Genomic DNA, 25,936 nt, shown 5'->3' on the forward strand with positions numbered 1-25,936 from the left:
TGGTCACTCGCCCGGCTTCATTCCAACACCGCGTTTGAGTGAGTCCGGAATCTCGACCGGAGGCTTGTCGGAATCCGGCCTACGTTCGTCGGACAGCCATACCTCACGCTTCGGAGACTTCTTCACATTCGCGAAGATCTCGGCGAGTTCCTTCTCGTTAAGGGTCTCCTTGACCAGCAGCTGGCGGACCAGTTCGTCGAGGATGTCACGGTTGTCGTTAATCGCGTTCCACGCTTCGGTATGCGCGTTCTCAATCAACTTGTCAACTTCCTCATCGATGATTTCCGCGGTGCGCTCCGAGTACGGTCGGGGCTTCAACCCGTCGTAATCGTCCTGGGCGTCTGCATTGTCCCACTTGATTGCGCCGAGCTTCGAAGAGAAACCGTATTCGAGCACCATCTTGCGGGCGATCTTCGTTGCCTTCTCGATATCGTTCGACGCGCCTGTGGTCGGGTCGTGGAATACAATCTCCTCAGCGGTACGCCCACCCATCGCGTATGCCATTTGGTCGAGCAGCTGGTTGCGCGACTCGGAATAGCGATCCGAGGTCGGCATGACGGCCGTGTAGCCCAAGGCGCGGCCTCGCGGCAGGATCGTCACCTTGGTGACCGGGTCCGTGTCGTGCATGCACGCGGCGACCAGGGCGTGGCCGCCCTCATGGTAGGCGGTGTTGCGCAACTCGTTGAGCGCCATGCCCTTCGACTGGCGCTTCGGGCCGGCCTGCACACGGTCGATGGCCTCGTCGATGGCACGGTTGTCAATCAGCTGGGCACCGGCACGGGCGCACAGCAGCGCGGCCTCGTTGAGCACGTTCGCCAAATCGGCGCCCGTGAAACCGGGCGTACGCACGGCGACCATATGCAGGTCGACGTCCGGCACGAACGGCTTGCCCTTGGCATGGACCTTCAAAATCGCCTCGCGGCCTTCCAAATCCGGGGCTTCGACGGCAACCTGACGGTCAAAACGCCCTGGACGCAGCAACGCCGGGTCAAGCACATCTGGGCGGTTCGTCGCGGCGATAATAATCAGGTTCGTATCGTTGTCAAAGCCGTCCATCTCGACGAGCAGCTGATTGAGGGTCTGCTCGCGTTCGTCGTGCCCGCCGCTCATGCCGGAGCCACGCTTGCGGCCGACAGCGTCGATTTCGTCGATAAAGATGATGGCCGGGGCGTTCTTCTTCGCCTCGTCGAACAGTTCGCGCACACGGGAGGCGCCAAGGCCGACGAACATCTCGACGAAGTCCGAGCCGGAAGTCGCGTAGAACGGCACGCCCGCCTCGCCTGCGATGGCGCGCGCGAGCAGCGTCTTACCGGTTCCAGGAGGGCCGTAGAGCAGCACACCGCGAGGAATGCGGGCACCCAGGGCCTTGTACTTGGAAGGATCCTTGAGGAAGTCCTTGATTTCCTCGACCTCCTGCAGTGCAGCGTCCTCACCCTTGACATCGGCGAACCGGGTGCTCGGGGTCTGGCCTTCAAGCAGCTTTCCGCTGTTCTTGCGACCACCCATGCCGAGCATGCCGTTGCTCATGCGGCTCATCATGAACCACAGGAGCCCCAGGAAAATGACCAACGGCAGGATGGACGTGATGAGATAGGACATCGCACTCGTCTGCTGCATGTTGGATGTCCAGCCGTCACTCGGATCGTCCTTCTGCACGGCCTTGATGATATCCGCGCCTTGGGCGAAGGTGTAGTAGAACTGGACGTTCTTGCCGTAATTATGCGTCTTGCCCTGTGCGTCGGTCTTCGTGTAGTCGTTCTTAAGCTCAAGCTTGACCAGCTGCCGGTTGTCGATCACTTCGGCGTAGGTGGCCTGCCCGTCCTCAAGCAGTTTCAGACCGTCCTGCGTGTTAATGGTCTGTGTGCCGTTGGAGGCGAAGAGTTGGAACGCGCCGATGGTCAGCAGCACCAGCACCACGACCCACAACCAAGGGGACTGCCACCACAGGTGATCCCCGTTGCCGCCCTTCGGCGAGTTATCGGAATCGCCACGGCGGAATGGATTGCCGTTGTTTCCGCCCATAGGCGGCCGCTGCTGCGGGCCTTGCGGATAGCTCATGCCTGTTCTCCTTGGTATACTTCCGGCTTCAGCACCGCGATCGAATCGAGATTGCGGAAGCGTTCGTCATAATCGAGACCGAATCCGACGACGAACTCGTCAGGGACCTCGTACCCCTTGTACTTTACCTGCACGTCGACTTCACGACGGGACGGCTTCTCCAACAGCGCGAAGACCTCCACGGATTGTGCACCTCGGCGCTTGAGTTCCTCGACCAACCATGCGAGCGTACGCCCGGAATCCACGATGTCTTCAACGATGAGCACATTGCGGCCGCGTACATCCGTGGACAGATCCTGACGAACCGTAATCGTGCCGCTGCTTGACGTTCCCGACCCGTAGCTGGACAGGCTCATGAAATCCATCTGCACCGGGATGCTCATCGCCTGCGAGAAGGCGACCATGGTGTTGACCGCCCCTTTGAGCACGGCGACGAGCAGAGGGTCCTTGCCGCGGTAGTCCTCACTCGCCTGCGCGGCAACCTCATTGATTTTCTTGTGGATATCTGCCTTGCTGATCAACTCGTGGTCGATCTGGTCCTGAACATCAGCGATTTTCATGCCCACTATCTTGGCACACGCGAATGACGTGTTTCTTGCGGAAAGCTTGGTAACCACTGGGAAGCGACACCACACCCTGGCCATGCCAGTCAACGATGAGACGCTCAATCGATTCGATGTGCTGTATTGACGCGGCAATGCCGAGATTCGTGCACACCATCGCAATAACTCGTATTCTGATTGCAGCAGGCAGGGAGAACATCGCCTTCGCGTCCAGCGAACACCCGAGGCTTCCCCCGGTTTCCTCCGGCGTGACGACGGAATCGTAGGCAACCAGTGCTTTGGATTCGAGATAATCCCGGTCTCTGGCGGCGATATCGGTGTATTGGGCGAGATGACCGGCCATGTCGCCGCCCGCGATGTCGTCAAGCAACGGCATGAGGTCGTGCCGAATCCGGGAACGCAGCGGGTAGTCACGCGGCAACCGCTCCCCCTGAGGGATGTGGTCGCCGTTGGTCGGGTCGTCCCACCAGCTGATTCCCAAATCGCGGCATATCGCAGTCGTCTGCTCCCGTGTGATACCAAGGAACGGACGCAACAGCATCACATCGTCATACCGGTTGTTGCATTCGCGCATGCCGTCCAGCACGTCGACACCGCCTGAACGCATCAGCCCCATGATGATGGTCTCCGCCTGGTCGTCCCTCGTGTGGGCGAGCAGAATGGCCTGCGCTCCACACGTGCGTGCCTCGTCGAACATCGCCTCGTATCTGGCGTCCCGAGCCGCCGCCTCCGGGCCGTTGCCGTCTTGATTGACGTGCACAATGCGCACGATCACCGGGTCAAGCCCCAGATCCACACACGTGCTCGTCGCTTGCGCAGCCACGCCGGCGGACCCTTCCTGCATGCGGTGGTCGATAATCATGGCTCCGCAGCGCAATCCCAAGGTTCCGCACACGATGTGGGCGAGTGCGGCGAGCGCCAAGGAATCACGGCCGCCCGAGCATGCGACCAACACGAGGGGCGCATCGCCCGCAGGAGTGTGCGTGCCGTGCTGCGCGAATCGTTCGTCCTGCCGTCCGAGGCCGGCCCGTTCCAAGCATCCGCGCAGCTTGCCGATGGCGGATTTCAAGGTTGCCGTGTATGCCATGCCGACTCCTTACAGCTTCTGATCCTTACAGCCCAATGCAATCTTTACAGCCCTTACAGCCCGGCTAACGAGCTCATGAACGTGTTGATGGCGATTCGCGCCGAATACAGATTCGTTGGATTGTTGACGATTACGGCGAAGGACAGCAACCCGCCTTTGGTTCGGGACACATTGCCCGCCATAGAGGTGACCTGCGCGAGGCTGCCGGTTTTCACGCGCAACTGGCCTGCCACCGACTGGTCGGTCAGGCGGGTCTTCGCGGTGCCGACGAGCCCGGGGATGGACAGACCTTCCGCCTGTGCCACCGCGGCGCCGATCTTGACATTGCGTTCCTGGACCTCCGCCAGCGTGGTGGCGGTGAGCCTTGAACCGTCGGACAGACCGGAGCAGTCGGCCATCACGAGCCCGTTGGTGGACACACCCAATTTGTCGAGTTCCTGTTTGACGGCCGTGGTCGCCCCGGTGGGACTGTTCTCGTTGCCGGTCGCGTTGGCGAGCAAACGCCCGAATTCCTCGGCGAGCGTGTTGTCGGAGTGTCGCAATGTGAACGCCATGATTTCGGCAAGCGTCGCGGACTGGACGGTCGCAATCGGAGACAGCCCCTGGGGCACACGCTGCGCGGATGGGCTGCCGTTCACCGTGATGCCGTATTGCGTAAGGCGTTGCGCGAATGTCGATGCCGCATCCGCCGCCGGAGTCATAGAGAGCAACGGATAACTGGTGAACAAGTCGGGGTCGTGCTTGTCGTCGGCAGTCCATTGGCGCCCACCGTCAACTGCCATCGAGGACACCGCCGTGTAATACATGTTGCCCGGGTTGTTCTTCGCAATAGTCGCGGGATACCTCGGATCGGCGAACACCGTGTCATCATATTTCAATGTGACCGATGTGATTCCACGTTGGTTGAGCGCAGCAGCGGTGTCACTCGCAAGCGTTCCCAGGCCTGCGCGACCGTTGACATGATTGGGGTCGCTCTGCCCCGACCCCAGCAGCATGTCCCCGCTGCCTTTGAGATACACAGTGGCGGATTGCCCGCTGCCTTCGAGGTAGGCTCCTGTCTCCAGCGTTGAGCCCATGTCCAAAACCGATGAGGCGGCGAGCGCCGTCAGCGTTTTCATCGTCGAAGCGGGTTCGCGCTGGGCTTGTGGCTCATGGCTTGCCACGACAGTGCCTTTCGCATCCGCGATGACGATGGAGAAATCGGTTCCGACGCTGGGATCCGCGGCGAATGCGTCAATCAGCTGTTGTGCAGCGGTGGCGTCGATGGCGCGTGTTCTGTCGGCTTTGCCGGTGAGGACCGATGCCGCGCGTGCGGATTGTGGGCTTGCATAGGAGGGATTGGCGACGTCGGACAAGGTGAGCACTCCGGGCAGGACGTCAGTCATATCACCGATGGCATAGCCAATGACCAGCAGCATGGTCACGGCCGATGATATGGCGATACGCAACAGCCGGCTCGTTTGCGTCCGCTGTTGCCTGCGCAGCTCCATCCGTGCTCCCACCACGCACTCCTTCCGTCGGACAGTCTTTCACCTTGGTCATCCCGCGTGATTCGCAGGCGGGCCGGTGCAGACCCAGCTTAGCGCCCACGCTGAACGTGCCGCACCGGTTCGCCGCAAGCCGCAGCAAGCCTGCGAAACATCGGCCGGCACCCCGGATCCGGCGCTTACAGCCGGCGTGCGATCACTTGCCTCGATGCACAATCGGCTTCCACTCGGCTTTCGAGAACACCGCTTGGAAGGAAATCGGCACATAGCTGAGCATATAGATCGGGAAACTGAGCACGTAGGCGAACAGCTCCTTGTTGGTGGCACCGATCTGCCCGCGTTCGGCGACACAGGTCAATGCGGCAAGACCCATCATCGCCAGCACGCCGAGCACAATGCCGTACGTCCATCCACCGATTGAGTCCAGCTGGCTTTGCCACGTGACGAACCCGCATGCCGCGAATAGGCAACCCAGCAGGAACCGTGCGATGCCGAGCACCATGAACGGGCAGAGCACCAGGGTGAAATCGATACAGGAGAAGTCACGTTCACGCACCGCACGTTTGATGAGCGCCGGACCGTAATATCGGAACACTTGCAGGAATCCCTTGCTCCAGCGCAGGCGCTGACGCCAGCTCTGCCCGAAAGTGACCGGCTGCTCATCGTAGAGGATTGCGGTGCCGCAGTACCCGATCCGGTCGCCGTGAAGCACAGAGTCCATACTGAATTCAAGGTCTTCGGTAAGCAGATGGAACTTCCATCCACGGTTGCGACGCATGATTTCCTGGGAGAACATGAACCCTGTGCCGCCCACATGACAGCTCGAGCCGAACAGCATACGCGAGTTGTTGAGGAATCGCGATTCGCGGATGAACCATAGCGCGGAACCGGAAGACACCCAGTTGTCGGCAAGGTTGACGGAGTTGCGGTAGCTGGTGAGGATTTTGAATCCGGCATGGAACGCCTTGTTCATTTCCTCGATGTAATGCTTGTCGAGACGGTTGTCCGCGTCAAATACGAAGAACGCGTCATAGCGGTCGGCCACGCCTTCGCTGATCATATGGTCCAGCAGATAGCTCAACGCGTAGCCTTTGCCCACCTGCTCCTTGTTGAAGCGTTCGACGACATGGCATCCCATGTCACGCACCAGCCCTGCGGTGTTGTCGGTACAGTTGTCCGCCACCAGCCAGATGTCCACCAGCTGTGACGGATAGGTCTGCGAACGGATTGAATTGATGAGATTGCCGATGACGGCTTCCTCGTTGCGGGCGGAAATCAGCACCGCATACCGCGTGTCCATGGGCGCGTCGGGGAAGGTGATCTGCTTGGCGAACAGCGAGGCGACCACACAAATCGCCTGGTACACCAGTCCGGCGCCGCCGAGGATCATCAGGAGAATATCAAGGACGGACAGCAGAACCATCAGTGCCACTTCTTTCTGGGATTGTCATCGGCTTGGGCGCGTTCCTGCGCACGGTGCGGGGACTCAGGATTGTCGGGGGTCTTGGCAGACTTGGGAGCCCCGGTGGTTTCACGCATCTCGGGAGTTTCGGACGCCTGGGAAACTTCGGGTGCTGCGAGAGCTTCTGGAGCCGCATCAACATCGCGGTTCGGTTCACCGTGGACTCCATGCTGATGGTCTTCGGTTTCGTCAGTGCCCTTAAGCGGTTCGGCTTCGGGGCTGATCACGCCTTTGGGAATCGCCACGGTCGGGACATCGTCACCTGGTGTGGCTTCCGAAGTATGCCGGTACATCTGTTCCTGCAATTCACGCAGTTCTTCGCCCACCGGAACATGCGAGCCGGAGCTTTGCGCAACGCGGGGCATTCGCTCGCTCATTGGTTTGATGACATGCTCGCTGAATGCCTCCGCACCTTCGACAACCTTGGATTTCTTCTTCGGCTCCGGATCGTTCATCAGTGGGGAATCAATCAGGTCATAGCGTTTCGTGCACGCGCGGAAAATGGCTTGCAGGCTGGCGGTGATCGGCAATGCGAGGAAAGCCCCAAGAGCGCCGAACAGCGAACCGAAAATCAGCACGCACAGGAAGGCGATTGCGGGGTTCAAATCCATGGTGCGCTGCGAAATCTTCGGAGACAAAATCAGGTTTTCGATCTGCTGGTACACGACGATGAACACCACCACAATCACCGCGTATGTCGGCCCGTGCGACGCCCACGCGAAAATCACCGGCAGGGCGCCGCCCAGATACGTACCGATCGTGGGCACGAACTGCGAAGTCAGACCGCAGAACAGCGCGAGTGGTAGCCAGTACGGCACATGGATCACATCAAGGAAAATCGCGGTGCATGTGGCGTTGATGGCCGCGAGAATCGTGCGGGAGAACAGGAAGCCGGAAATCTGATCCTGCACGACGGTCCAGGCGAACAGGAAACGACGCTGGGTGGACGGGCCGAGCCACTGGCACAGGCTGCGGCGGACGCGGGGGCCTGCGGCTGAGACATAGTACGTGACCATGAGCACCGTAAGCAGGTTGAACAGGAAGCCGAACAGCCCGACCGTGGTGTTGTAGGCCTGGCCGGCAACGTCTGTGAGCCATGATGTCTTGAGGTTCTTCATCACTTCGTTGCCGAGATTCTCCATTTGCGGCAGCTGGAAGTCGAATTCCTTGGATACGAAGTCGGTGATCTGGTCATAATATGCGGGCACGCTCTGTACCATGGAGATGACCTGTTGGACGAACATGTTGCCGAACAGCACCATCAAGGCGACCACGATGACTCCGACACCGATCAGACTGACCGCGGAGGCCGCGCCGCGCTTCCAACCGTGGCGAATCAGCCTGATCACCAACGGTTCGATGGCGAGCGCGATAAACACCGACACCACAACATCAAGGACGATGGTGTCGATTTTTCCCCACGAATTCCACACAAATACGGCGAGGAACACAGCAATGACAGCATAGAAGAGGCCGCGCCCCCACCATTCTGGCGGGCGCCGGGGGTCACCCTTTTGCGGGAAGACCGAGGCAAGATCGATTTGCGGTTCCTCTTGTTGGCTCATGGCTCCCCATTCTACATAGGCGACACGAAGCGTCGACAGTTGTCGGCAAGCGTAGCGTCGGGCGCAGGGGCGGCACTGTAGACGTCCTTGCTTATCCTAGAAAGCATGCTAACCGTATCGATTGTCATTCCCGCGTGGAACGAGGAGGAGCGCATCGCCGACTGTCTGACGAACGCGACCCGGCAGACCGTGATGCCCCATGAAGTGATCGTGGTGGATAACCGGTCCACCGATGCGACCGTCGACATTGTCAAGCAGTTCATGGAAGAACATCCTGACGCGCCGGTCCGTCTACTGCATCAGGATGATGAACAAGGGCTCATCCCGACGCGCAATTACGGACTGAACCACGCCACCGGCGACGTGTTGGGCCGCGTGGACGCCGACTGCATGCTCAAACCCGACTGGGTCGAAGTGGTCTCGGGCATTTTCACCGAGGATCCCGAAGCGATGGGCGCGACCGGGCCGGTCGTCTACTACGATATGCCTGCCAAACGCGTCGGTTTGCGCGGCGATGACAGCGTGCGCCGACACATGTACCGGGCAGATGGCGACCAAGTGCTGTTGTTCGGGTCGAATATGGCATTGCGCGCGAGCGCATGGCGCCAGATTGCGAACGAAGTGTGCCGTGACCGTGAGGACGTGATGCATGAGGATATCGACGTTTCCCTGCATCTGCTTGGCCGCTCGATGAAAACCGTGTACTGCCAGCGCATGATCTGCGGCATTTCCGCGAGGCGTATGGACACGTCGTTCACGTCGTTCCGCAATTACATGAACCGTTTCCGCAACACGTTCGCCGCGCATCCGGACCATTGGCGCAAACGCAAGCCGGAGCATACGCTGTACGCGCTGTACCCGTGGATGCACACCCTGTATCCGATGTACCAGCGGTATCTCGATCGTATGGACATCAATCCGGCGGAGCGGCTGTGGTTGAAGGAGCAGTTCGACGTGGCCAGACGTGACGAGCAGGATGAAACCGACGCGGATGCGGACGGCCAGCCCGAATCCGAAGGCAGCACACTGACGCTGGCAGGGTCGGATCAATAGCGGTCTGGCGGGTGGTGGGCTGCTGCATACGGCGCTCCAGCACGATGGCGGTCGCCGGAACGCAACAGTAGGCGGTACGCAACGGAATCCGCGTCCGTCCCATTACACAAACTGGTTACGCTGGGAGGTGTCTCAGCGTAACCAGTTTGTGTATTTTGGGCCGGTGCCGGTCGCATGACGGGTTCTGTAATCAGAAATCCCGCGATGGCCTTGCCCCGTGCGTCGTGCCCCGTCATGGCACAGCCGCTACCATGGCTGCTGTCGTGATGACCGCTGTTGCCATGGACGGGCATGCCAGATGGCCGTTACATCAGCGACGTGTAAATCGCGAGGATGTCCTCCTCGGTCGCCTTGCGCGGGTTGCCCGGTGTGCACACGTCGTGGAATGCGTCGTGTGCGAGCGGCTTGAGGTCGGCTTCGGTGGCTCCGACTTGCGAGATCTTGGTCGGATTGCCGAGGTCGACGGTCAGCTGGTGCACCGCCTGGACCGCTTCCTCACGCACAGTTTCCAGATCGCCGGTCATCGCGTCCGCGACACCGAAGGCCTGCGCGATATCACGGTACTTTTCGCCGGTGAAGTCTTTGTTGTATTCCATAACCGGGGCGAGAAGAATACCGTTGGCCACGCCATGGGCAACGCCGAGCCGCCCGCCGAGCGGATGCGCCATGCCGTGAACCAGACCGAGCCCGACGTTGGAGTACGCCATGCCGGTGATGTAACTTGCGTATGCCATCTGCTCACCTGCTGCCTTGTCACCGTCGGCGCTCTTGGCAAGGTTCTGGGCGACCATGCGGATGGTCTGCATGGACAGGCAATCGGACAGCGACCACGCGCCGGGTGTGATGAAGCCTTCAATCGCGTGGGTCAGCGCATCCAGACCGGTGGCGACTTTCAGTCCACGAGGCATGGAGTCGGTCAAATCAGGGTCGACGAAGGCGACAACCGGGATGTCATGCGGGTCGACTGCCACGAACTTGCGCTTGTTGGCGGTATCCGTGATTACATAGTTGATGGTCGTTTCCGACGCTGTGCCTGCTGTGGTGGGCACGCCGAAAATCGGGACGGACGGGTTCTTGGTGTCCGCCACGCCTTCCAGAGACAGCACGTCGGCGAACTGTGGGTTCGCGGTGACGATGCCGATACCCTTGCACGTGTCCTGTGGCGAGCCACCGCCGAGACCAATGAGGAAGTCGGCTCCAGCGGAAGCAAATTTCTTCACGCCGTCCTGGATGCATTCAACCGGCGGATTCGGCTTGACATTGTCGAAGATCTCATACGGCAGACCGGCTTCGTCTAGTACTGCGGTCACTTTCGCCACAGTGCCGGTTTCCAGTAGCACCGGGTCGGTGACGATGAATGCCTTCTTGAACCCGCGCGCTTTGGCGGCAACAGGTATCTCACGGATTGCGCCACGGCCAAAATATGCGGTCTGATTGAAGATCATACGGTATACCATGTGTGTTCTCCTTCGAACAGTTCCCATTGTGTAGGAACGCCATTGACGAAACTTATTGTAGTCACTCAGCGAGAAGACACGGTGAAGAGCGGAATTGAGAGATGCTCTGTCACCTGCTATGCCCCGCCAGCAGCATATGTCCGCCGGCTGTCTGCCACCAGCCTCATGTGTCGCAGTCCCGCGTGTCACCGCCAGCAGTCTGTAGTCGCCAACCACGCGCCGCCGCCAGCCCGCAAGACACAACCAAGCAGCCTGACACCGCCGCCAGCCCCGCAAGACGCACCGCCAGCAGTCAATCACTGCTTCCCTTCCACCGCCGCTCGTCTGCCACCACTCGCATACCGCCAATCGTCTGTCATCGCCAGTCGCGTATCAGATTGACCGTCATGTGCCGAGATGCTTTATGGCATACTGGAGTGGGGATCAACGAGGAGCAATTACATCACAGGAAGGGATACCATGACGACACCTGATGACACTATCCGAAGCGCTGACGACTGGCGGTCAGCGCTGGAAATCCGCGATACCCGCGCCGCAAACCCTTTAATGGACGTATTTGCGACACTGTGGAGGCACAGCAGCGACGACCACCCACTGACACCTGACGATATCATCGATCTGCTCGAGGCCGATAACCGACAGAACTCCTTCTACAAGGCGCCGTCCAAGGAAACCGTGGTCAACCAGCTGCAATACCTTGAATACACGCGCATTCTCGGCCGCGAGGTCCGCCGCGCGGACGACGGCGAGACATCCGCTGACGAAGAAAGCGACGACAGCCGTTGGTATATGGCACCGGTGCTCTCTCCTTCCGAAGTGCGTCTGCTCGAAGACAGCCTGATGCTCTCCCGGATCGATCCGGAGGAACTCCAAGGGGTTATCTCTGGCCTGTATCAGCTTGCCGGAGGCAGCGCCCCTTCCAAGAACCTGCCGGACATCTCCATCGACGGCTACGAGCACATCAACGGGGAGTTCCTCGCAACAATCGAGAAAATCACCGAGGCCATGAACAACCAGCTGGCCGTTGATTTCTCTTACTGCGACTATGACGAGCAAGGCAGGTTGGTCAAGCGGTTGGACCGCCGGACCGGCAAACCGAGACGCTATGTGTTCGATCCATACAACATGGTGTACAAGAAGGGCGGGTATTATCTGCTCGGGCACTTCCACAATTGCCCAGTTCCCCAGAACACCGACCAGAATGAGAATCACACCAACCTGTTCTGTTTCGCCGTCAATCGCATCCGCGATCTACGGATCACCAGTACGCGAATCGCCGTACCCGCCGATAGCTGGGACGAGAACGGGTTGCCGCGGAAGCTGACCGGCGCACCCCGGTTTGACGCGGTCGCATTCGCCAGACAACGCCCGCACATGACCATGGGCACACTGGTCGACGTGGTCATGAGCATCGGACCGAGCGTGCTCACCAATGTGTATGAATGGTTCGACAACCCCGAGGTTGAACGTGTCGACGGGCCTTTTGACCCTGATGACGACCGCGAAGGGGTCCAGGCATTCCACTACCGGGTCAGCGTACGCAGTCCCAAGCTGGGCATTATCTGGTGGGCGTTGCAGTACGCACTCGCCGATGTACGGGTCGAATCCCCACAATCGGTGCGTGACGAACTCCTACGAGCCGGTTTGCAGCTGGCGCGGCGTTACGGTGACGAGTAATATCTTTCTCTCTTTCTCCATTCCAGCTGGTTTCCGGTGCTTCTTCAATCAGCAGGACGCACCGGAAACTGGCTTTATCGTTTGTTTTACCTCGTGTCAGCATGTCATCGAGGTATGCGACTCTTCTGCCCGTCAGGCCGCCAGTGGACCAAAATCGGAGATATGCATGAGCGTGACCACGCGATTATCCTCGCACGGCTCGTCATGTTCATATCCTTTGCATTCACGCAAATGATCCAGCCTAAGCGCAAGCGTCAAAGCGTAATGACGGTCGCAGTAATACTGGATGTGGTCCGACTCGCAATCCGGGTCGCCACATATGCAGTGCATATAATGTGTGGCCGTCTCATCGCAGATCGACTCATCCCAGTCGCATCCATGTCGGTCGCCGCTATCCCCGAAATCAGGGAAATCCGGTTCGACTGGCCGTGCCATCGGCTCGGTGCGAGCTTCCTGCTGTGCATCGAGGCGTGTCCGCTCCTGCATTCCCTGCATGTTGTGAATTGTCATGGTATTCCCTTTCCATGAACGCCGTCGATACCTTGTCAACGGCGAATCAGATTGATGGTTCTTGCGTAGTGTGTGATGTGTATGGCATATTGCAGTATTCCGTGGCATGTGATTGGTGCATCACAACGACAGTCACGAGCCACCGCAGCAGCGCGAACCCGCTAATCTGCGAGCGCGATTTTCGGGTTCGCGCCGGTGGCAATGAGCATATGCAGCTGCTGCTCATAGAGCTCGATGCTGCGCCGGATCAACGGTTCGTCCTTCTTGTCGTCGCGATAGAACATCGCGTACTTGCGATGCCGATGACGCCATTGCACCCCCGAAAAGATATCGATGCAGTTCCAACGACTGTTGGCAATCGAACGGAATCTGATGACGGCGTCATCGGTGATCGGAATAATGGCGTTCAACGGGGTGACCGCCAGACCGTATACTCCTTTCAATGGATCGTCAATGCCGGTGCGCAGCATTCTTCGTGTCGAAGCATCATCGCCAAACAGCACACCGTCGCCGAAACTCTCACGTTTGTCAAGCTCCATGCCGGGCTCACCTGTAGAATCATCAATCCGGAATCTTGCCACAAGGCGGATTTCGGCAAACTGCTCGAAGATGCGGGCGTCCCCGGGAGACCACACGTCCATGGGCTTCCACTGGTCGCCCTTGAACGAAAACACAATCTGCTGTTCGTTCTTTGGTGTGGACGCACGGAAATCACACACCTGCACCGGCAGATGGAAATCACCGAATCCGGCAAGCTCGGCCTCCATGGCCGCATGGATGTCATCAAGGCTCATGCCCTTGCGCAAAGTGATGAAATCCTCGGCGTCCCATTTCGGTTCCAGATTGCCGCTGGTATTGCTGATGGAGTTGTCACTGATGTTGCCGTTGTTGTTTCTCATGCATGTGCCTTTCTCGTTTGTTTCTTGCAGACGGCCGTTCCTTGTCGCCACGTCTGATATCCATTTCATCATCGCGACACGCCGAGGCGAACAAGATGAAGAATCTTCGTTGACGGCTGGGATTCCTGCTGGCACACATCGAGAACATGGCGATATTCCACGGATTCGGTGCCCATGACGCGCCACGAGCCACAGACAGATATCCCCGGTTTCCGTACAGGTGGGATTGCAGAACGGTATGCCGGCCGCACCGCGAACTGGTCGCCGACGACTCCTGCACTCGGGGGTTACGGATTGCGGTGGTATCTGTCTGCTGTGCAACTGCGCAATCGCAGTGCGGAGAGAAGCATCGCCTGAGTCCAAGATACTGGCGTCTATCCCGCCGCCATGCAACCGCCCAACGACACAACGGCCCGGTATAACTAATCCAACCGAGAATCCCGACGGTATCTACCCGTCATGCGACAGCAAGATTGCGCAACGAACAGATACGAATTCGCTCGAAATACTACCCAAACTGGTGACGCTAACGACCCTCCCAGCGTAAACAGTTTGTAGAGGATAACAGCCGGCACGCACTTGCCAAACCACGGGACACACGTTGCCCATCCCCCAGGTTCCGTGCGAAGGACGGCCAGACACCAAGCGGCCACCGACGCCGCAGAAATGAGAAAACCCCGGTTCCATACGGAATCGGGGTTCTTGTGGCTCCGAGCGGGATCGATCCGCTGACCTAGCGATTTTCAGTCGCTCGCTCTACCAACTGAGCTACAGAGCCGTGGACGGTTAAAAAAACCCGGATGAACCGGGTTTTTACCATTCGCGACCTCGGCCGGACTTGAACCGGTGACCTCCGCCGTGACAGGGCGGCGCTCTAACCAACTGAGCTACGAGGCCGTGGCTTGCTCTTTGAAGCAGCCGAGTGTTTATATTACTCAGAATGACGATGAGCGCAAATCGAGCGCCGTCTTCGGCGTGTCGTTTTTTGTGCTCCCGTCAATCAGCATCGCAAAACCTTGCGATTTAGCGGTTTTAAGCATCTTCAGTCGCGACGGTCGCACTGGCAGTGACGACACCGACACCAAGACCCGACACATGAACGGCCACAGGGTCGGTCACAGCGGCATCGCCACCGAGCAGACCACTGTAGTCATCCCAGTCTTCGCCGCCATCACCGAGAATCCCGCCATCGTCGGTGGAGCCACCATCAGCACCATCGGCATCACCGCCTGGCAGACTTCCACTCGCACCCCCGCCATTCGACCCGATTCCCGGCAAGGACTGGCACTGGCCATCGATGCACATCATGGATCCATCCGATTGCCCATCGCCCGATCCATAGTCGGACGCAATCTGAGATAACGCCGATGCAAACACACACACGGCGATAATCACCACAACAAGATTAATCGCGCCGATGATGATACCGGCAATCGCCAGCCCCCGGCTCTTCTCGCCCGACTTGCGCACCATGACCAAAGCGACGATCGAGAAAATCAAGCCGACCAACGGATTGATGAACGCAAAGACGAAGCCGATGATCGTGAGCACATTCCACGGCTGGTTCGGCTGCACGTACCGATATGGATTCTGCGCAGCCTCCGTATACCCCTGACCGAATCCGGGATACCCCTGTTGCGGCTGGCCATAGGGCGATTGGGCAAATGCACCGGGAGCATACGGCTGTTGCGGAGGAATCTGCCCCGAGGACGCCTGCTGCGCCGCCGATTGGCCATCCCCCATAGGCTGCTGTCCGTACGCGCCGGCAGCATACAGTCCGGCTGGCGCATTCGCCTCGGCGCCATAGCCGGATGCCCCGCCCGCCCATGCCGGCTGGGCATCCGCCACGGGGAGTGGAACCGTAGGCGCATCCTGCGGCTGCCCGAAGCCAGCAGACTCAGACGGCGTCTGCTCTTCGGAAAGCCCGGACGGGAACGTCTGGGACTTGGGCATTTCCCGCGTCTCCTGGACCCCGTGCAACACCTGCGTCGCCTCGATAGGCAAGTCATCGTCTGATGGAGGAATGAAATTCTGCTGATAGTCCGCCGATGGCGGCATCGCCTGATTCTGATTGTCATTCATGCTTGCATTCTACCGACGGAATGCCGCTTTCCCATATTCGCCACACCATGCAAACGTCATCATCACCGTTGTATCATCGGCCCTAGTTCCCTTCGTGGCACATCATGAAATGCGCGACGCGACGAAGCGCATCACGCGCTCGACGCAAAGACAACGTTTGCAGGAAACGGAGACCGACATGACGACAGCATCACCTCGACCAGCACAAGCGACGAGCACACAAGCCAACGACCCCCAGCCACCGCTTCCCCATCATGACGGCTCGGCGCTGTATGTTTCCAACCCCTGCCCTAATCTGGGCGACACCATCCGCGTCCGCGTACGCATTCCGCGAACCGCACCGTACACCGCGGTTGTACTGCACTCACTCGCCGACGACGAGCTGCACCTAGAAAACGCCCACCCGATTCTGAGCACCGATACCGAAACCTGGTACGAGGCACCGTTGCCCATCCACAATCCCGATACCCGCTACCGCTTCGCCCTATTGCGCGACGGCGGATTCGACTGGCTCAACGCGCTCGGCGTGTTCAACCGCGAAGTCAGCGACGTCTTCGACTTCCGCATCACCACGTTCGCCCCATCGCCTGCATGGAACCGAGAAGGCGCGACATACCAGATCTTCCCCGACCGTTTCGCGCGTTCAGAGCAATCCTCCACCCGGCAGGCCCCCGATTGGGCGCATCCGACCGCATGGTCGGCCAAACCGCTCGCCTATGGCATGGAAACCGGCCGCCAATGGTACGGCGGCGACCTCAAGGGCATCGAGGAGCATCTCGACTACATCCACGACCTCGGCTTCACCACCGTCTACCTCACACCATGCTTCCCGGCGCGTTCCGTCCACCGCTATGACGCTTCGACCTTCGACCATATCGACCCGCTGCTGGGCGGCGACGAGGCGCTTCGTTCGCTCGCGCGCGCATGCCACGCCCGCGGTATGCGCATCATGGGCGATTTGACGCTCAATCACACCGGTTCCAGCCATGAATGGTTCCAGCGGGCGCTACACGACCCCGACAGCGAGGAACGCGACTACTACCTGTGGAACCGGTACCCAGACGATTACGTAGCATGGATGGGCATCAAGTCGCTGCCGAAACTCAATTGGACGTCACGTAAGCTGGTCGACCGCATGATCCGCGGGGCATCCAGCAGCGCAGGACAGTGGCTCGGCGGCGAAGACGGGCTAGATGGCTGGCGCATCGACGTAGCCAATCAGACGGGCCGTTGGGCGTCAATGGACGAGAACCACACTGTCGCTACGACCATCCGGGCCACGATTGACGATTTGACCGGCGGCAATGGCGCACTGATCGCCGAATACATGCCTGACGCCACACGCGATCTTGCGGGCGATGGCTGGCAAGGCGTCATGAATTACGCCGCGTTCGCCCATCCGCTGTGGATGTGGGTGGCCGACCCGAACAGCCATGTCAAGCGCTTCGGTTTCGATGAGACCTTTCCGCGGCGCAGCGGCAAAGCGATGGCAGACACCATGCGCGAACTGCTCGCCCAAATCCCGTGGAAAGTCGCCGAATCCCAATGGAATCTCATCGACAGCCATGACAGCGCACGCATACTGACCCTCACGCAAAGCCCGCAAGTGGCCCATGCGGCGCTCGGTATCATGATGACCTATCCCGGCGTGCCGATGGTATTCGCTGGCGATGAACGGGACTCCACCGGTATCACCGGAGAGGAAAGCCGTACCCCGATGGACTGGGATGCGCCTGAGAGCGCCCATAGCGCGACAATCGACCGCTATCGTGAACTGCTGAAGCTGCGCAAAACGTCCAGTGCACTCACCCACGGCGGCCTGCGCTGGGTCAGCGTGCAAGCGGACGCGGTCGCGTATCTACGCGAGGATGCGACGGACCGTCTGCTCGTTGTCGCCGCACGGCAGGGCGGACAGCAGGTGCATGTCACGCGTGAATTGTTGGGCAACGCCGATCCGCAGCTGGTCGCCGGCGAAGGAAGCGCTGCGGCCACAGACCATGGTGCCAGATTCGCGCTTCCAGACGCAGGCTACGGCGTCTGGCGTCTTGGCGACCTCGAAGTGCCCCGCTGGTAGCATCGGCGCGTGTCCGATACCGGCCGCTATAAAGGAACCATGCAAGAACACGAGGAACACCCCACACAGAACGCGCAGTCGGGCTCGCAGGACGCACAGCACGCGCAACCGGCGGACGGAACCCAGCCGATCCGGCATGAGCACAAGGTCCTGTCCTTCGTCCGCCGTTCAGGCCGACTGGACGCGCGTCTGCAACGCGCATGGGACACTTACGCCGGCACATATCTGCTGCCGTTAAATGCGGCGGAAGGGTCGCTGGACATCCGCGATGACTGGAGGCTCACACGCGAGTGGATCCACGACACGTGGGGCAACGCCCACCCGCTGGTCATCGAAATCGGCACCGGGCAGGGTGAGAACATTGTCGCGGCCGCCGCACAGCACCCGCAGACCAATTATCTGGCGCTTGAAGTCTATGATCCGGGCGTCGCCCACACCATGCTACGCGCCGGCAAACAACATCTGAATAACCTGCGCATCGCCCAGATCAACGCGCCGGAACTGTTCACGAAAGCCGATGCGGCGACCGTGGACGAAGTGTGGACCTTCTTCCCTGACCCATGGCCCAAGATGAAGCATCACAAGCGGCGGATCGTCCAACCGGCTCTGGCCGAAGCCATTCACCGGGCGTTGGTCGCCGGTGGCCTGTGGCGTATCGCCACGGACATCGAGGATTATGCGCTGCACGTGCATGAGGTGATGGACGGACGTGACGACTTCGAGAACATAGGCGAAATCACCGTCAGTCTGCCGACCGGGCATGTGGGCAAGGGCAACGCCGATCTCGCGCTCGATATGCCGCACGCCGATTTCGCGGAATCAAGCCGTTTCGAGGGCCGCGTACTGACGAACTTCGAAAAGAAAGGGCTCGAGGCCGGACGGGTCATACACGATTTCACTTACCGCAGCCGCTGATACCGCGCGGATGGCCGCCGATATGCCTTCTCCACCAACAATGCCGCCAATGCACCATCCGCAAGCCGCGAAAAACGACACGCCGAAACAACGGATTTTGCATTCTGGCGGCTTTGTGTTTAACATAGCTAAGTTGTTTGACGCCCCCTTCGTCTAACGGTTAGGACACCAGACTTTCAATCTGACAACGAGAGTTCGACTCTCTCAGGGGGTACGAATACAGAACCCGCCACAAACGGCGGGTTCTTTGTTTTCTGCGATGATGCAGCTGCTACGACGCGCCAATCATGGACAGATACCGCATCCTGTCATCGTCTGCTTCCCCGCGGTAGCCCAAACTGGTTACGCCGGGGGCTCCCAGCATAACCAGTTTGGGAAGAGAGAGCCGGTTTGATGGCATCAACAGAACCCGGATGAATAGCCGGTTCGGCCGGTTGGCACGGGTTCAGCTGGTCAGCACCGATTCGGCCAAGGCGATTTTCAATCAGCGCCGGCAATGTTCTGCGGTTTGCGCATGTCCGGACATATGCATCTTGCATAACAGCTCCCGCACAGGGCGAAATGTCTCCCATTCCGACATGCGACGTATATCCCTGCATGCGCAAACTGACATTACGGTTCCCAGTTAGGGCAGAACAACTTCCATCCTGCATGCACCGTATATCCCGGCATACATAACTCGACATTCCGACTCCCGGGTAGGGCAGGACAACTTGCATCTGGTATATGACGTATGCCATGGCATACGCGGCGCAGCGCATTCGACCCGTTCATGAGTCTTGCGCCGCAACGGCTCCGCGCCGACACGGCGTCGCCCGCAGAGCGCGCGACGCGGATTCACTGACCGATCTGCTCGCTCACCCAGTCGACGATGTACGGGGCAACCTGTTCAATCTGATCGATGGCGATGTTGAAATCCTCAGGACCGCCATACCACGGGTCGACCAGGTCAATCTGATCCTCACGCCCGGCAGGCGGCTTCGGCAGATTCGGGTCGAAACTGCGATACATATGTACTTCGGCGCGCTTGGCCGGCGGCAGCAGCCTGACCAGCGCACGCATATGCGAGGCGGTCATCGGCAGGAACAGGTCGCTGTCGTTGATTTCCTGACGCGTGATGCGATGCGCAAAATGGTGCGCCGGAATCTCATAGCCGCGCTCACGCAGCACCACGACCGCGCGGGGGTCGATTGGATGCCCATACTCCTCGTCGCTGACACCGCTGGACATGACCCGCACCCGGTCGGAGAGCCCACGCTCGTTGAACCGTTCACGCAGGATGATCTCCGCCATCGGCGACCGGCAGATATTGCCGGTGCACACGGTCATCACCGTATAGCGTGGGTCATGGGATGATTGCGTAGCGGCCATGCAGCAGCCCCTTTCACGATTGATGGATGTACGATTGATGGATGCGGGATCGACAAGACGGATTGCCGCGGACTGCACACAACAGTCCGCGGCCGTGCATCACAAAGTTTCTTCGTCGTCTTCCGTCTCGCCGTCGGTCTTACGGTACGTTTCGAAGCGGTATTCGCGGATGCCGTTCTCCGGATGCTTCGGCAGCATCCACGGCGTGACGTCGACAAGTTTCCACAACCCGGTGGAGACGAGCTCCTCCATATCCGGCGCATACGTGTCTGCGTCCACCGTTGCACGGATACGCGTGACGAATACCTGCTTGGCGAACGGCAAGGCCTCACGGAATATCTGCGCACCGCCGATCACCCAGATTTCGCTGCGGTCGAGCCCGTCATCGGGAATCGCTTCCTGCCGTGCCAGATCGAAGGCGTCGTCAAGGTTCTCGACCACCGTCGCCCCAGGCGCCTGATAGCCGCTGTTGCGCGATACGACGATGTTGTCGCGGTTCGGCAACGGGCGGAACTTCGGGTCGAGCGATTCCCAGGTCTTGCGTCCCATGATGACCGGATGCGAGACGGTCAGTTCCTTGAACCGCTTCATATCTTCGGCCAAGTGCCATGGCATGCCGCCTTGGAAACCGATGGCACCTTCGCGTCCCTCATTGTCGCGCGCCTGTGCCCAAATCAAATTCACCGTAAAGGTCTTGGGATAATCATCACCCCAATCCTCGGTGTCGTCCAGCCCGGCCATACCGGGCTTGCGTTCGTGATAGCCGCTTTGGCTACTGTCATACCCCATTTCATAAACTCCTTGAACTCAATGGACTGGGATTAGTGTAGACGATGCTTCAGACGGCAACCGGTGCCTTGATGGTCGGATGATGCTGATAGTCGATCACTTTGAAGTCGTCATACGTGTAATCGAACAGCGAATCCGCCTTGCGGATCTCCATCTGCGGGTACGGGTACGGGGTGCGGGAGAGCTGCTCGAGCACCTGGTCGATATGATTGTCGTACACATGGCAGTCTCCGCCGGTCCACACGAACTCACCGGGTTCCAAATCGGTCTGCTGCGCGATCATCATGGTGAGCAGCGAATAGGACGCGATATTGAACGGTACGCCGAGGAACATATCGCAACTGCGCTGATACAGCTGGCATGACAGCTTGCCGTCCGCCACATAGAACTGGAACAGCGCATGGCACGGCGGCAGGGCCATATGCTCGACTTCCGCGGGATTCCAAGCGCTGACGACCATACGGCGGGAATCGGGATGGTTGCGGATCAAATCAAGCACATTGGAAATCTGGTCGATGGTGCGGTTGGGGTCCTCGGGCGTCGGCGCCGGCCAGCTACGCCATTGTGCGCCGTACACAGGGCCCAAATCGCCGTTCTCGTCGGCCCACTCATCCCAGATATGCACGTTATTCTCCTGAAGCCAACGCACGTTGGTGGAACCCTTCAGGAACCAAAGCAGTTCGTAAGCGATGCCGCGGAAGAACACGGTCTTGGTGGTGAGCAGCGGGAAATATTTGCTCAGATCGAAGCGCATCTGCTGACCGAACAGCGAAATCGTACCGGTACCAGTGCGGTCTGATTTCAGCGTCCCCTCCTTGAGGATCTTGCGGACCAAGTCCTCGTAGGGCATGGGAATGTCCGTCTGCGGGCGTTCCGGAATACGGGTGCGAATATCAGCAAGCTGTTCGGCGGTCAAAGGCATGACCCTATGGTAGCAGTGACCCGCCGATTTACGCCGGTAGCCATCCTGCAAACGACTCTGTATCAGCCCAAACACCGGCGTGTGATACCGGGCGTGACATCGCTGCAGACGCGGCCGAGTCCACGAATCCCGCTGTGAGCGGATATCGGGCAGGTGCTTGGGCTAATCTGTAAGCATCGGCGCGAGAAGCGCGCCAGCAACTCCAGGAGGCACAACATGGGCAAAAGGCTCTGGGTAGAACGCAACAAGGACGGTTCATGGGACGCGTTCAGCGAGGACGGCGCGCATCTCAAGTTCGGCAAGGGCAAGGGCCTGTTCACCCCCGGCGACCTCATGAAGGTCGCGCTAGCGGGCTGCGCGGCGCTGTCCAGCCAGTTCCCGGTCGAGAACACGCTGGGTGAGGGCTCGGGCGCAAAAATCGTCGTTGACGGCACCTATGACCCGGAAAGCGATTCCTACCTGTCCTTCGAGGAGCAGGTGAACGTGGATGCGACTTCCGCCGATCTGAGCGAGGAAGATGCAGCCAAGCTCAAGGAGCGTGTCGCCCGTCACATCGAAAAGGGTTGCACGGTCGCCCATACGTACCGCCAGGAAACGCCGGTGCGTGTGAACGTCACGGTGCGCAAGTAACCAGCCGGTTATATATGCTGATGCCGCCATCCGCAGGTGTTGCAGATGGCGGCATCAATGTATTGAGAGTGCGTCAGGCAAGCTGCCGGACGCCCAAATCCCTACTTATGCTCCGGGTCGATCTTCGAATCGATGGCGCTGGCCTGCTCGGCGCCGGCGGTGGGCACCTGAACGGCCTCGACACCGGAAATATCGTCGATCGGCTTGGTCGGGACATCCGCCGGGGAGCTCGGTACGGTGTCGAGCTGGGATTCCGCCGCTTCCACGTACTTGCGCGGCACCACATACACTGGGCTGACCGCATGCTGAAGCAGCCCCTGGCTGGTGGAACCAAGCAGCAGGCCGGTGAATCCACCGCGACCGCGCGAGCCGACTACCACGACGTCATGGTCATAACTCGCCTTGGTGAGCGTTTCGACCGCATTACCTGGCACAATCTCCTTGTGGATCTCAAGGTCGGGATGAGCCTGCTCAATCGGCTTGATGCGCACGGCAAGGTCATCCATGTACGAATCCATGACGCCCTTGTCTTCTGCGGCGCCCTTGACATTCGGCACAGCGGAGATTACATCGAGCTGAGCCTTCCAGCTTGACGCGAAATCAGCAGCGATCTCAAGCGCCTTGAGGCCCCACTTGGATTCGTCGGAGCCGACGGCGACACGCGTGATCTTGTTGTTCAAGTGCATGAGGTTGCCTTCGTCATCGGTGTACGGTACGACGACAATCGGGCAGTACGCGTATGCGGGCAACGAGGAGCTCGTGGTGCCCAGCAGCCGCTCGGCAAGACCGCCCTTGCCCCGGTTTCCGATGACGATGAGGTTGTAATTGCGCGACAGCTCGACGAACACCGATGCAGGATCGCCCGTAACAATCAGTGTCGCCGCTTTGACACCCTGCTCGTCGGCGATGGCCTTCGCCTTTGACAGGATTTCCTGTGCATCATTGTGCGCGGCGTTGTCGTCGCCCATCGCGGTGTATGTGGCATCGAATGATACGGCGGCATAACTCGGCAGCGAGTACGCGCACACGATCTGCAGGGTCAGTCCCGCATGCTTCGCATAGTTCGCAGCCCACCATGTGGCCTTGTAACTTGCATGGGATCCATCCACGCCAACGAGGATTGCCTTGTCGTTAATCATGACGACCTCCTTCATTCATTGGCGGCGCAGCGGTACGCCACCACTACTTTCACCTTACTCCACCATTGTGGGTCTTCCGGGAAAGTGTCGCAAGAAAAAAACCTGGAAATTGGTACAGCTGCGATTGAGACCCCGGAAAACAGATAAGGCGCCCGATTGGGGCGCCTTACCAGCGAATACGGCCACTGGCCGCGAGCCAGAACCGCCGCTAGAGCAACCGACGGATGGAGTAGGACCCGCTGTACGCGTACGCGACCGGTGTGTACACGGTTCCAGCCTTCGGGTTCAATGCATTGACCACCATGCCGTTGCCGACGTAGATGCCCGAATGCGCACCATTGGCGATGATATCGCCGGGCTGCGCCTCGGCCAAAGAAGGCACCGCCGTACCGACAGCCGCCTGGGCACCGGAATAATGGGGCAGGCTGATGCCCATCTGCGCGAACACATACTGCACGAAGCCGGAGCAATCCCAGCCGGCAGGAGTATTGCCGCCTGAGACATACGGAACCACACCCACAAACTGCGCAGCGTAGGCGACCAGAGCGCTGGCCGATACACTGTCAGGCGGGTTGACCGTCGCAGTACTGCTCGGGCTTGATGTAGAAGCACTCAAGCTGCTGCGGCTTTGCGAACGGCTCGCCGCCTGCTGCTGGGCCTGGGCCGCAGCCTGGGCGGCCGCCTGCGCCGCTGCCTGTGCTGCAGCCTGTTCCGCTGCGGCCTTGGCCTCGGCTTCCTTTTCTGCCGTGGACTTGGTCTGCGGCGGATTCAACGATTCAATGCCACCCCAGTTCGAGGAGGAATCCACGCTGGTCGACGTCGATTCGGCGAGCAGATTCTTCTTGACGGTTGTGGTCTTGGGGAACGAACGCGACGATGTAACCGCTTCGTCGGTCGTCGTGGACTGCGCGGACGCTGAAGGGGCAATCGCCGCCAACGATATACACGCGGCTGCAACTGCGACCATCGCTGTAAGAGATCTACCTAGTTTCATCATCAGTACAACACAGTAGCATGCCAGACTTACAGAAATCTGAGACCTATGCGCCGCACCCGCGCAATACCACAGGACACGCCGAAAAAGCCGTCAATCGCAACGCTGATAACGCAATCATCATGCACGACGACACGACTGAAATCCGCTCGAGCATCCCCGTCAGCAATCAGCTGCAATCAGCGAAAACATCAAGGGAAAATCAGTAATGGATGAACTGCAATTGCGAAGCCTGGTCCGCGCTGAAAGTACGGGAAACCGTTTTGCCGTTGAGCGACGCGCCGCATTCCGAGGTCACAATCGAACCGTCGGCGTTGATCTGCTCGACGATGGCGACATGGCCGTACACCGCACTCGCACCGAACTGCCCGCGCTGGAACACAATGACATCGCCGACATGGCGCGGAGTGGAATCGACCCAATAGCCCAGCTTCTTCGCGGATGCTGCCCATTGGGCCCCATCGCCGAGATGGGAACCGACCGGTAACCCAAGCTGGTGACGGCGAACATACGCCCACCATGTGCACTGGCTGAACGAATACTGGTTACCGGAATCACCCGAATCATGATTGGGATCGAAACCGGAGGGAAGAATGCTCTTATCGGCCTCGTACAGCACCGCAACCGCCGGATTCGACACAGCCGTCTGCGACATCTGTGCAACGTCAAGCTCGGAGTTCGAAGCACCTAGGGACCAGTTGCCTGAGCTCGTCGTGCCGTCGGAGGCGGAAGAACCGAGAGACGTACGCTCTTGCGAACGGGACACCGAACTGCCCGTCGCCGACTTGGTGGCCTGGACCGTGGTGGCACCCGTTTCAGATGAAGCGAGCGACGTCGTGGCATTCATATTGCTCAAGCTGAAAGCCGCCGCAGCCGCACCCGCCAACGCGACCATGGAGCCTGAAGCCATGAACCGTGACTTGCGGCGGGCCGCACGAGCAGATTCACGAATCGCACGCCGGGTCAGCGGCGCCACTTCCTCGAGCTTCGCCGCAAGCGCCGGATCAAGACCCAGCGTCTGTTCGGCACCATCGGCGCGCATGGCACGCACGCCACGCACGGCATGCGCCGCATGGGAACCGCGGGGGGATGGCGCAAGTACATCGGCTACGCGGAAATGACGACCCGTTCGCGTCGTCTTTCGTGCCGCATGCTTCATACTCGAGTACTCCTTGCGTCGTCATCCTGAAAGCCCGTGGGAA

22 protein-coding genes and 3 tRNA genes are annotated in these 25,936 nt (G+C 59.7%); 7 read left to right on the top strand and 18 right to left on the bottom strand.

Features of this window, described 5'->3' with window-relative positions:
- Nucleotides 1–3 precede the first annotated feature (3 nt).
- The 6 genes from ftsH to ACZ41G_RS06375 form a co-directional block, all read right to left on the bottom strand.
- Nucleotides 4–2,058 (bottom strand): ATP-dependent zinc metalloprotease FtsH, encoded by a 2,055-nt coding sequence (gene ftsH, locus ACZ41G_RS06350; protein WP_464144992.1) that lies wholly within the window; start codon nucleotides 2,056–2,058, stop codon nucleotides 4–6.
- Nucleotides 2,055–2,618, bottom strand: a complete 564-nt coding sequence (hpt, locus tag ACZ41G_RS06355) for a hypoxanthine phosphoribosyltransferase (RefSeq protein WP_029575896.1) — start codon at nucleotides 2,616–2,618, stop codon at nucleotides 2,055–2,057. The genes ftsH and hpt overlap by 4 nt, the downstream gene beginning before the upstream one ends.
- Nucleotides 2,605–3,708 (bottom strand): tRNA lysidine(34) synthetase TilS, encoded by a 1,104-nt coding sequence (gene tilS, locus ACZ41G_RS06360; RefSeq protein ID WP_464144994.1) that lies wholly within the window; start codon nucleotides 3,706–3,708, stop codon nucleotides 2,605–2,607. The genes hpt and tilS overlap by 14 nt, the downstream gene beginning before the upstream one ends.
- A gap of 53 nt (nucleotides 3,709–3,761) precedes the next feature.
- Nucleotides 3,762–5,198: a D-alanyl-D-alanine carboxypeptidase/D-alanyl-D-alanine-endopeptidase gene (locus tag ACZ41G_RS06365; protein ID WP_464146249.1), complete on the bottom strand. Its 1,437-nt coding sequence runs from the start codon at nucleotides 5,196–5,198 to the stop codon at nucleotides 3,762–3,764.
- 193 nt (nucleotides 5,199–5,391) lie between these two features.
- Nucleotides 5,392–6,618: a glycosyltransferase family 2 protein gene (locus tag ACZ41G_RS06370; protein WP_033506230.1), complete on the bottom strand. Its 1,227-nt coding sequence runs from the start codon at nucleotides 6,616–6,618 to the stop codon at nucleotides 5,392–5,394.
- The gene (locus ACZ41G_RS06375) at nucleotides 6,618–8,222 is read right to left on the bottom strand and encodes an AI-2E family transporter (protein WP_464144996.1); all 1,605 of its coding nucleotides are present in this window, start codon (nucleotides 8,220–8,222) and stop codon (nucleotides 6,618–6,620) included. The genes ACZ41G_RS06370 and ACZ41G_RS06375 overlap by 1 nt, the downstream gene beginning before the upstream one ends.
- 105 nt (nucleotides 8,223–8,327) lie before the next feature.
- Between ACZ41G_RS06375 and ACZ41G_RS06380 the strand changes: the two genes are divergently transcribed.
- Nucleotides 8,328–9,275, top strand: coding sequence for a glycosyltransferase family 2 protein (locus tag ACZ41G_RS06380; protein ID WP_304326568.1), 948 nt, complete (start codon nucleotides 8,328–8,330; stop codon nucleotides 9,273–9,275).
- Nucleotides 9,276–9,580: 305 nt separating this feature from the next.
- Here the strand turns inward: ACZ41G_RS06380 and fucO are convergent, their stop codons facing one another.
- Nucleotides 9,581–10,732, bottom strand: coding sequence for a lactaldehyde reductase (fucO, locus tag ACZ41G_RS06385; RefSeq protein WP_033491857.1), 1,152 nt, complete (start codon nucleotides 10,730–10,732; stop codon nucleotides 9,581–9,583).
- 459 nt (nucleotides 10,733–11,191) lie between these two features.
- Between fucO and ACZ41G_RS06390 the strand changes: the two genes are divergently transcribed.
- The gene (locus tag ACZ41G_RS06390) at nucleotides 11,192–12,409 is read left to right on the top strand and encodes a helix-turn-helix transcriptional regulator (RefSeq protein WP_464144998.1); all 1,218 of its coding nucleotides are present in this window, start codon (nucleotides 11,192–11,194) and stop codon (nucleotides 12,407–12,409) included.
- Nucleotides 12,410–12,541: 132 nt separating this feature from the next.
- Here ACZ41G_RS06390 and ACZ41G_RS06395 read toward each other — a convergent pair whose 3' ends face one another.
- From ACZ41G_RS06395 to ACZ41G_RS06415, 5 genes are all read right to left on the bottom strand, one after another.
- Nucleotides 12,542–12,919 carry a hypothetical protein gene (locus tag ACZ41G_RS06395; protein WP_464144999.1) on the bottom strand — a complete coding sequence of 126 codons (378 nt, stop codon included), beginning with the start codon at nucleotides 12,917–12,919 and terminating at the stop codon, nucleotides 12,542–12,544.
- A 161-nt stretch (nucleotides 12,920–13,080) separates the two neighbouring features.
- Complete coding sequence (locus ACZ41G_RS06400; RefSeq protein WP_464145001.1) at nucleotides 13,081–13,818, bottom strand: hypothetical protein; 738 nt, start codon at nucleotides 13,816–13,818, stop codon at nucleotides 13,081–13,083.
- Between the two features lie 705 nt (nucleotides 13,819–14,523).
- A tRNA-Phe gene (locus ACZ41G_RS06405) sits at nucleotides 14,524–14,596 on the bottom strand.
- Between the two features lie 45 nt (nucleotides 14,597–14,641).
- Nucleotides 14,642–14,715 (bottom strand) — tRNA-Asp (locus ACZ41G_RS06410).
- A 135-nt stretch (nucleotides 14,716–14,850) separates the two neighbouring features.
- Nucleotides 14,851–15,900 (bottom strand): DUF4190 domain-containing protein, encoded by a 1,050-nt coding sequence (locus tag ACZ41G_RS06415; protein WP_464145002.1) that lies wholly within the window; start codon nucleotides 15,898–15,900, stop codon nucleotides 14,851–14,853.
- Between the two features lie 178 nt (nucleotides 15,901–16,078).
- Between ACZ41G_RS06415 and ACZ41G_RS06420 the strand changes: the two genes are divergently transcribed.
- The 3 genes from ACZ41G_RS06420 (at nucleotide 16,079) to ACZ41G_RS06430 (ending at nucleotide 19,103) form a co-directional block, all read left to right on the top strand.
- Nucleotides 16,079–17,974 carry a glycoside hydrolase family 13 protein gene (locus tag ACZ41G_RS06420; protein WP_464145004.1) on the top strand — a complete coding sequence of 632 codons (1,896 nt, stop codon included), beginning with the start codon at nucleotides 16,079–16,081 and terminating at the stop codon, nucleotides 17,972–17,974.
- A 39-nt stretch (nucleotides 17,975–18,013) separates the two neighbouring features.
- Entirely contained in the window at nucleotides 18,014–18,889 is an 876-nt protein-coding gene (gene trmB / locus ACZ41G_RS06425) for a tRNA (guanosine(46)-N7)-methyltransferase TrmB (protein WP_464145005.1), read from the top strand.
- A 142-nt stretch (nucleotides 18,890–19,031) separates the two neighbouring features.
- Nucleotides 19,032–19,103 (top strand) — tRNA-Glu (locus tag ACZ41G_RS06430).
- Nucleotides 19,104–19,726: 623 nt separating this feature from the next.
- On the opposite strand, the gene ACZ41G_RS06435 is transcribed toward ACZ41G_RS06430, so the two are convergent.
- The 3 genes from ACZ41G_RS06435 to ACZ41G_RS06445 all read right to left on the bottom strand — a co-directional run bounded on the left by ACZ41G_RS06435 (nucleotide 19,727) and on the right by ACZ41G_RS06445 (nucleotide 21,899).
- Nucleotides 19,727–20,260, bottom strand: a complete 534-nt coding sequence (locus ACZ41G_RS06435) for a low molecular weight protein-tyrosine-phosphatase (protein WP_304326664.1) — start codon at nucleotides 20,258–20,260, stop codon at nucleotides 19,727–19,729.
- Between the two features lie 99 nt (nucleotides 20,261–20,359).
- Entirely contained in the window at nucleotides 20,360–21,049 is a 690-nt protein-coding gene (locus ACZ41G_RS06440; protein ID WP_441482394.1) for a dihydrofolate reductase, read from the bottom strand.
- A gap of 49 nt (nucleotides 21,050–21,098) precedes the next feature.
- Nucleotides 21,099–21,899, bottom strand: a complete 801-nt coding sequence (locus tag ACZ41G_RS06445; protein ID WP_412170626.1) for a thymidylate synthase — start codon at nucleotides 21,897–21,899, stop codon at nucleotides 21,099–21,101.
- Nucleotides 21,900–22,187: 288 nt separating this feature from the next.
- On the opposite strand from ACZ41G_RS06445, the gene ACZ41G_RS06450 reads away from it, so the two are divergent.
- Nucleotides 22,188–22,601, top strand: a complete 414-nt coding sequence (locus ACZ41G_RS06450) for an OsmC family protein (RefSeq protein WP_029575880.1) — start codon at nucleotides 22,188–22,190, stop codon at nucleotides 22,599–22,601.
- Nucleotides 22,602–22,702: 101 nt separating this feature from the next.
- On the opposite strand, the gene ACZ41G_RS06455 is transcribed toward ACZ41G_RS06450, so the two are convergent.
- Both ACZ41G_RS06455 and ACZ41G_RS06460 read right to left on the bottom strand, forming a co-directional pair.
- Nucleotides 22,703–23,740, bottom strand: coding sequence for a universal stress protein (locus ACZ41G_RS06455; RefSeq protein ID WP_321046243.1), 1,038 nt, complete (start codon nucleotides 23,738–23,740; stop codon nucleotides 22,703–22,705).
- A gap of 208 nt (nucleotides 23,741–23,948) precedes the next feature.
- Nucleotides 23,949–24,707 (bottom strand): C40 family peptidase, encoded by a 759-nt coding sequence (locus ACZ41G_RS06460; protein ID WP_464145008.1) that lies wholly within the window; start codon nucleotides 24,705–24,707, stop codon nucleotides 23,949–23,951.
- Between the two features lie 47 nt (nucleotides 24,708–24,754).
- On the opposite strand from ACZ41G_RS06460, the gene ACZ41G_RS06465 reads away from it, so the two are divergent.
- Entirely contained in the window at nucleotides 24,755–24,943 is a 189-nt protein-coding gene (locus tag ACZ41G_RS06465) for a hypothetical protein (RefSeq protein ID WP_321046241.1), read from the top strand.
- Here ACZ41G_RS06465 and ACZ41G_RS06470 read toward each other — a convergent pair.
- Entirely contained in the window at nucleotides 24,937–25,893 is a 957-nt protein-coding gene (locus tag ACZ41G_RS06470; RefSeq protein ID WP_033507602.1) for a CHAP domain-containing protein, read from the bottom strand. The two genes, ACZ41G_RS06465 and ACZ41G_RS06470, sit on opposite strands and share 7 nt — an antisense overlap.
- Nucleotides 25,894–25,936: the final 43 nt, after the last annotated feature.

This window comes from Bifidobacterium porcinum (assembly GCF_055378475.1).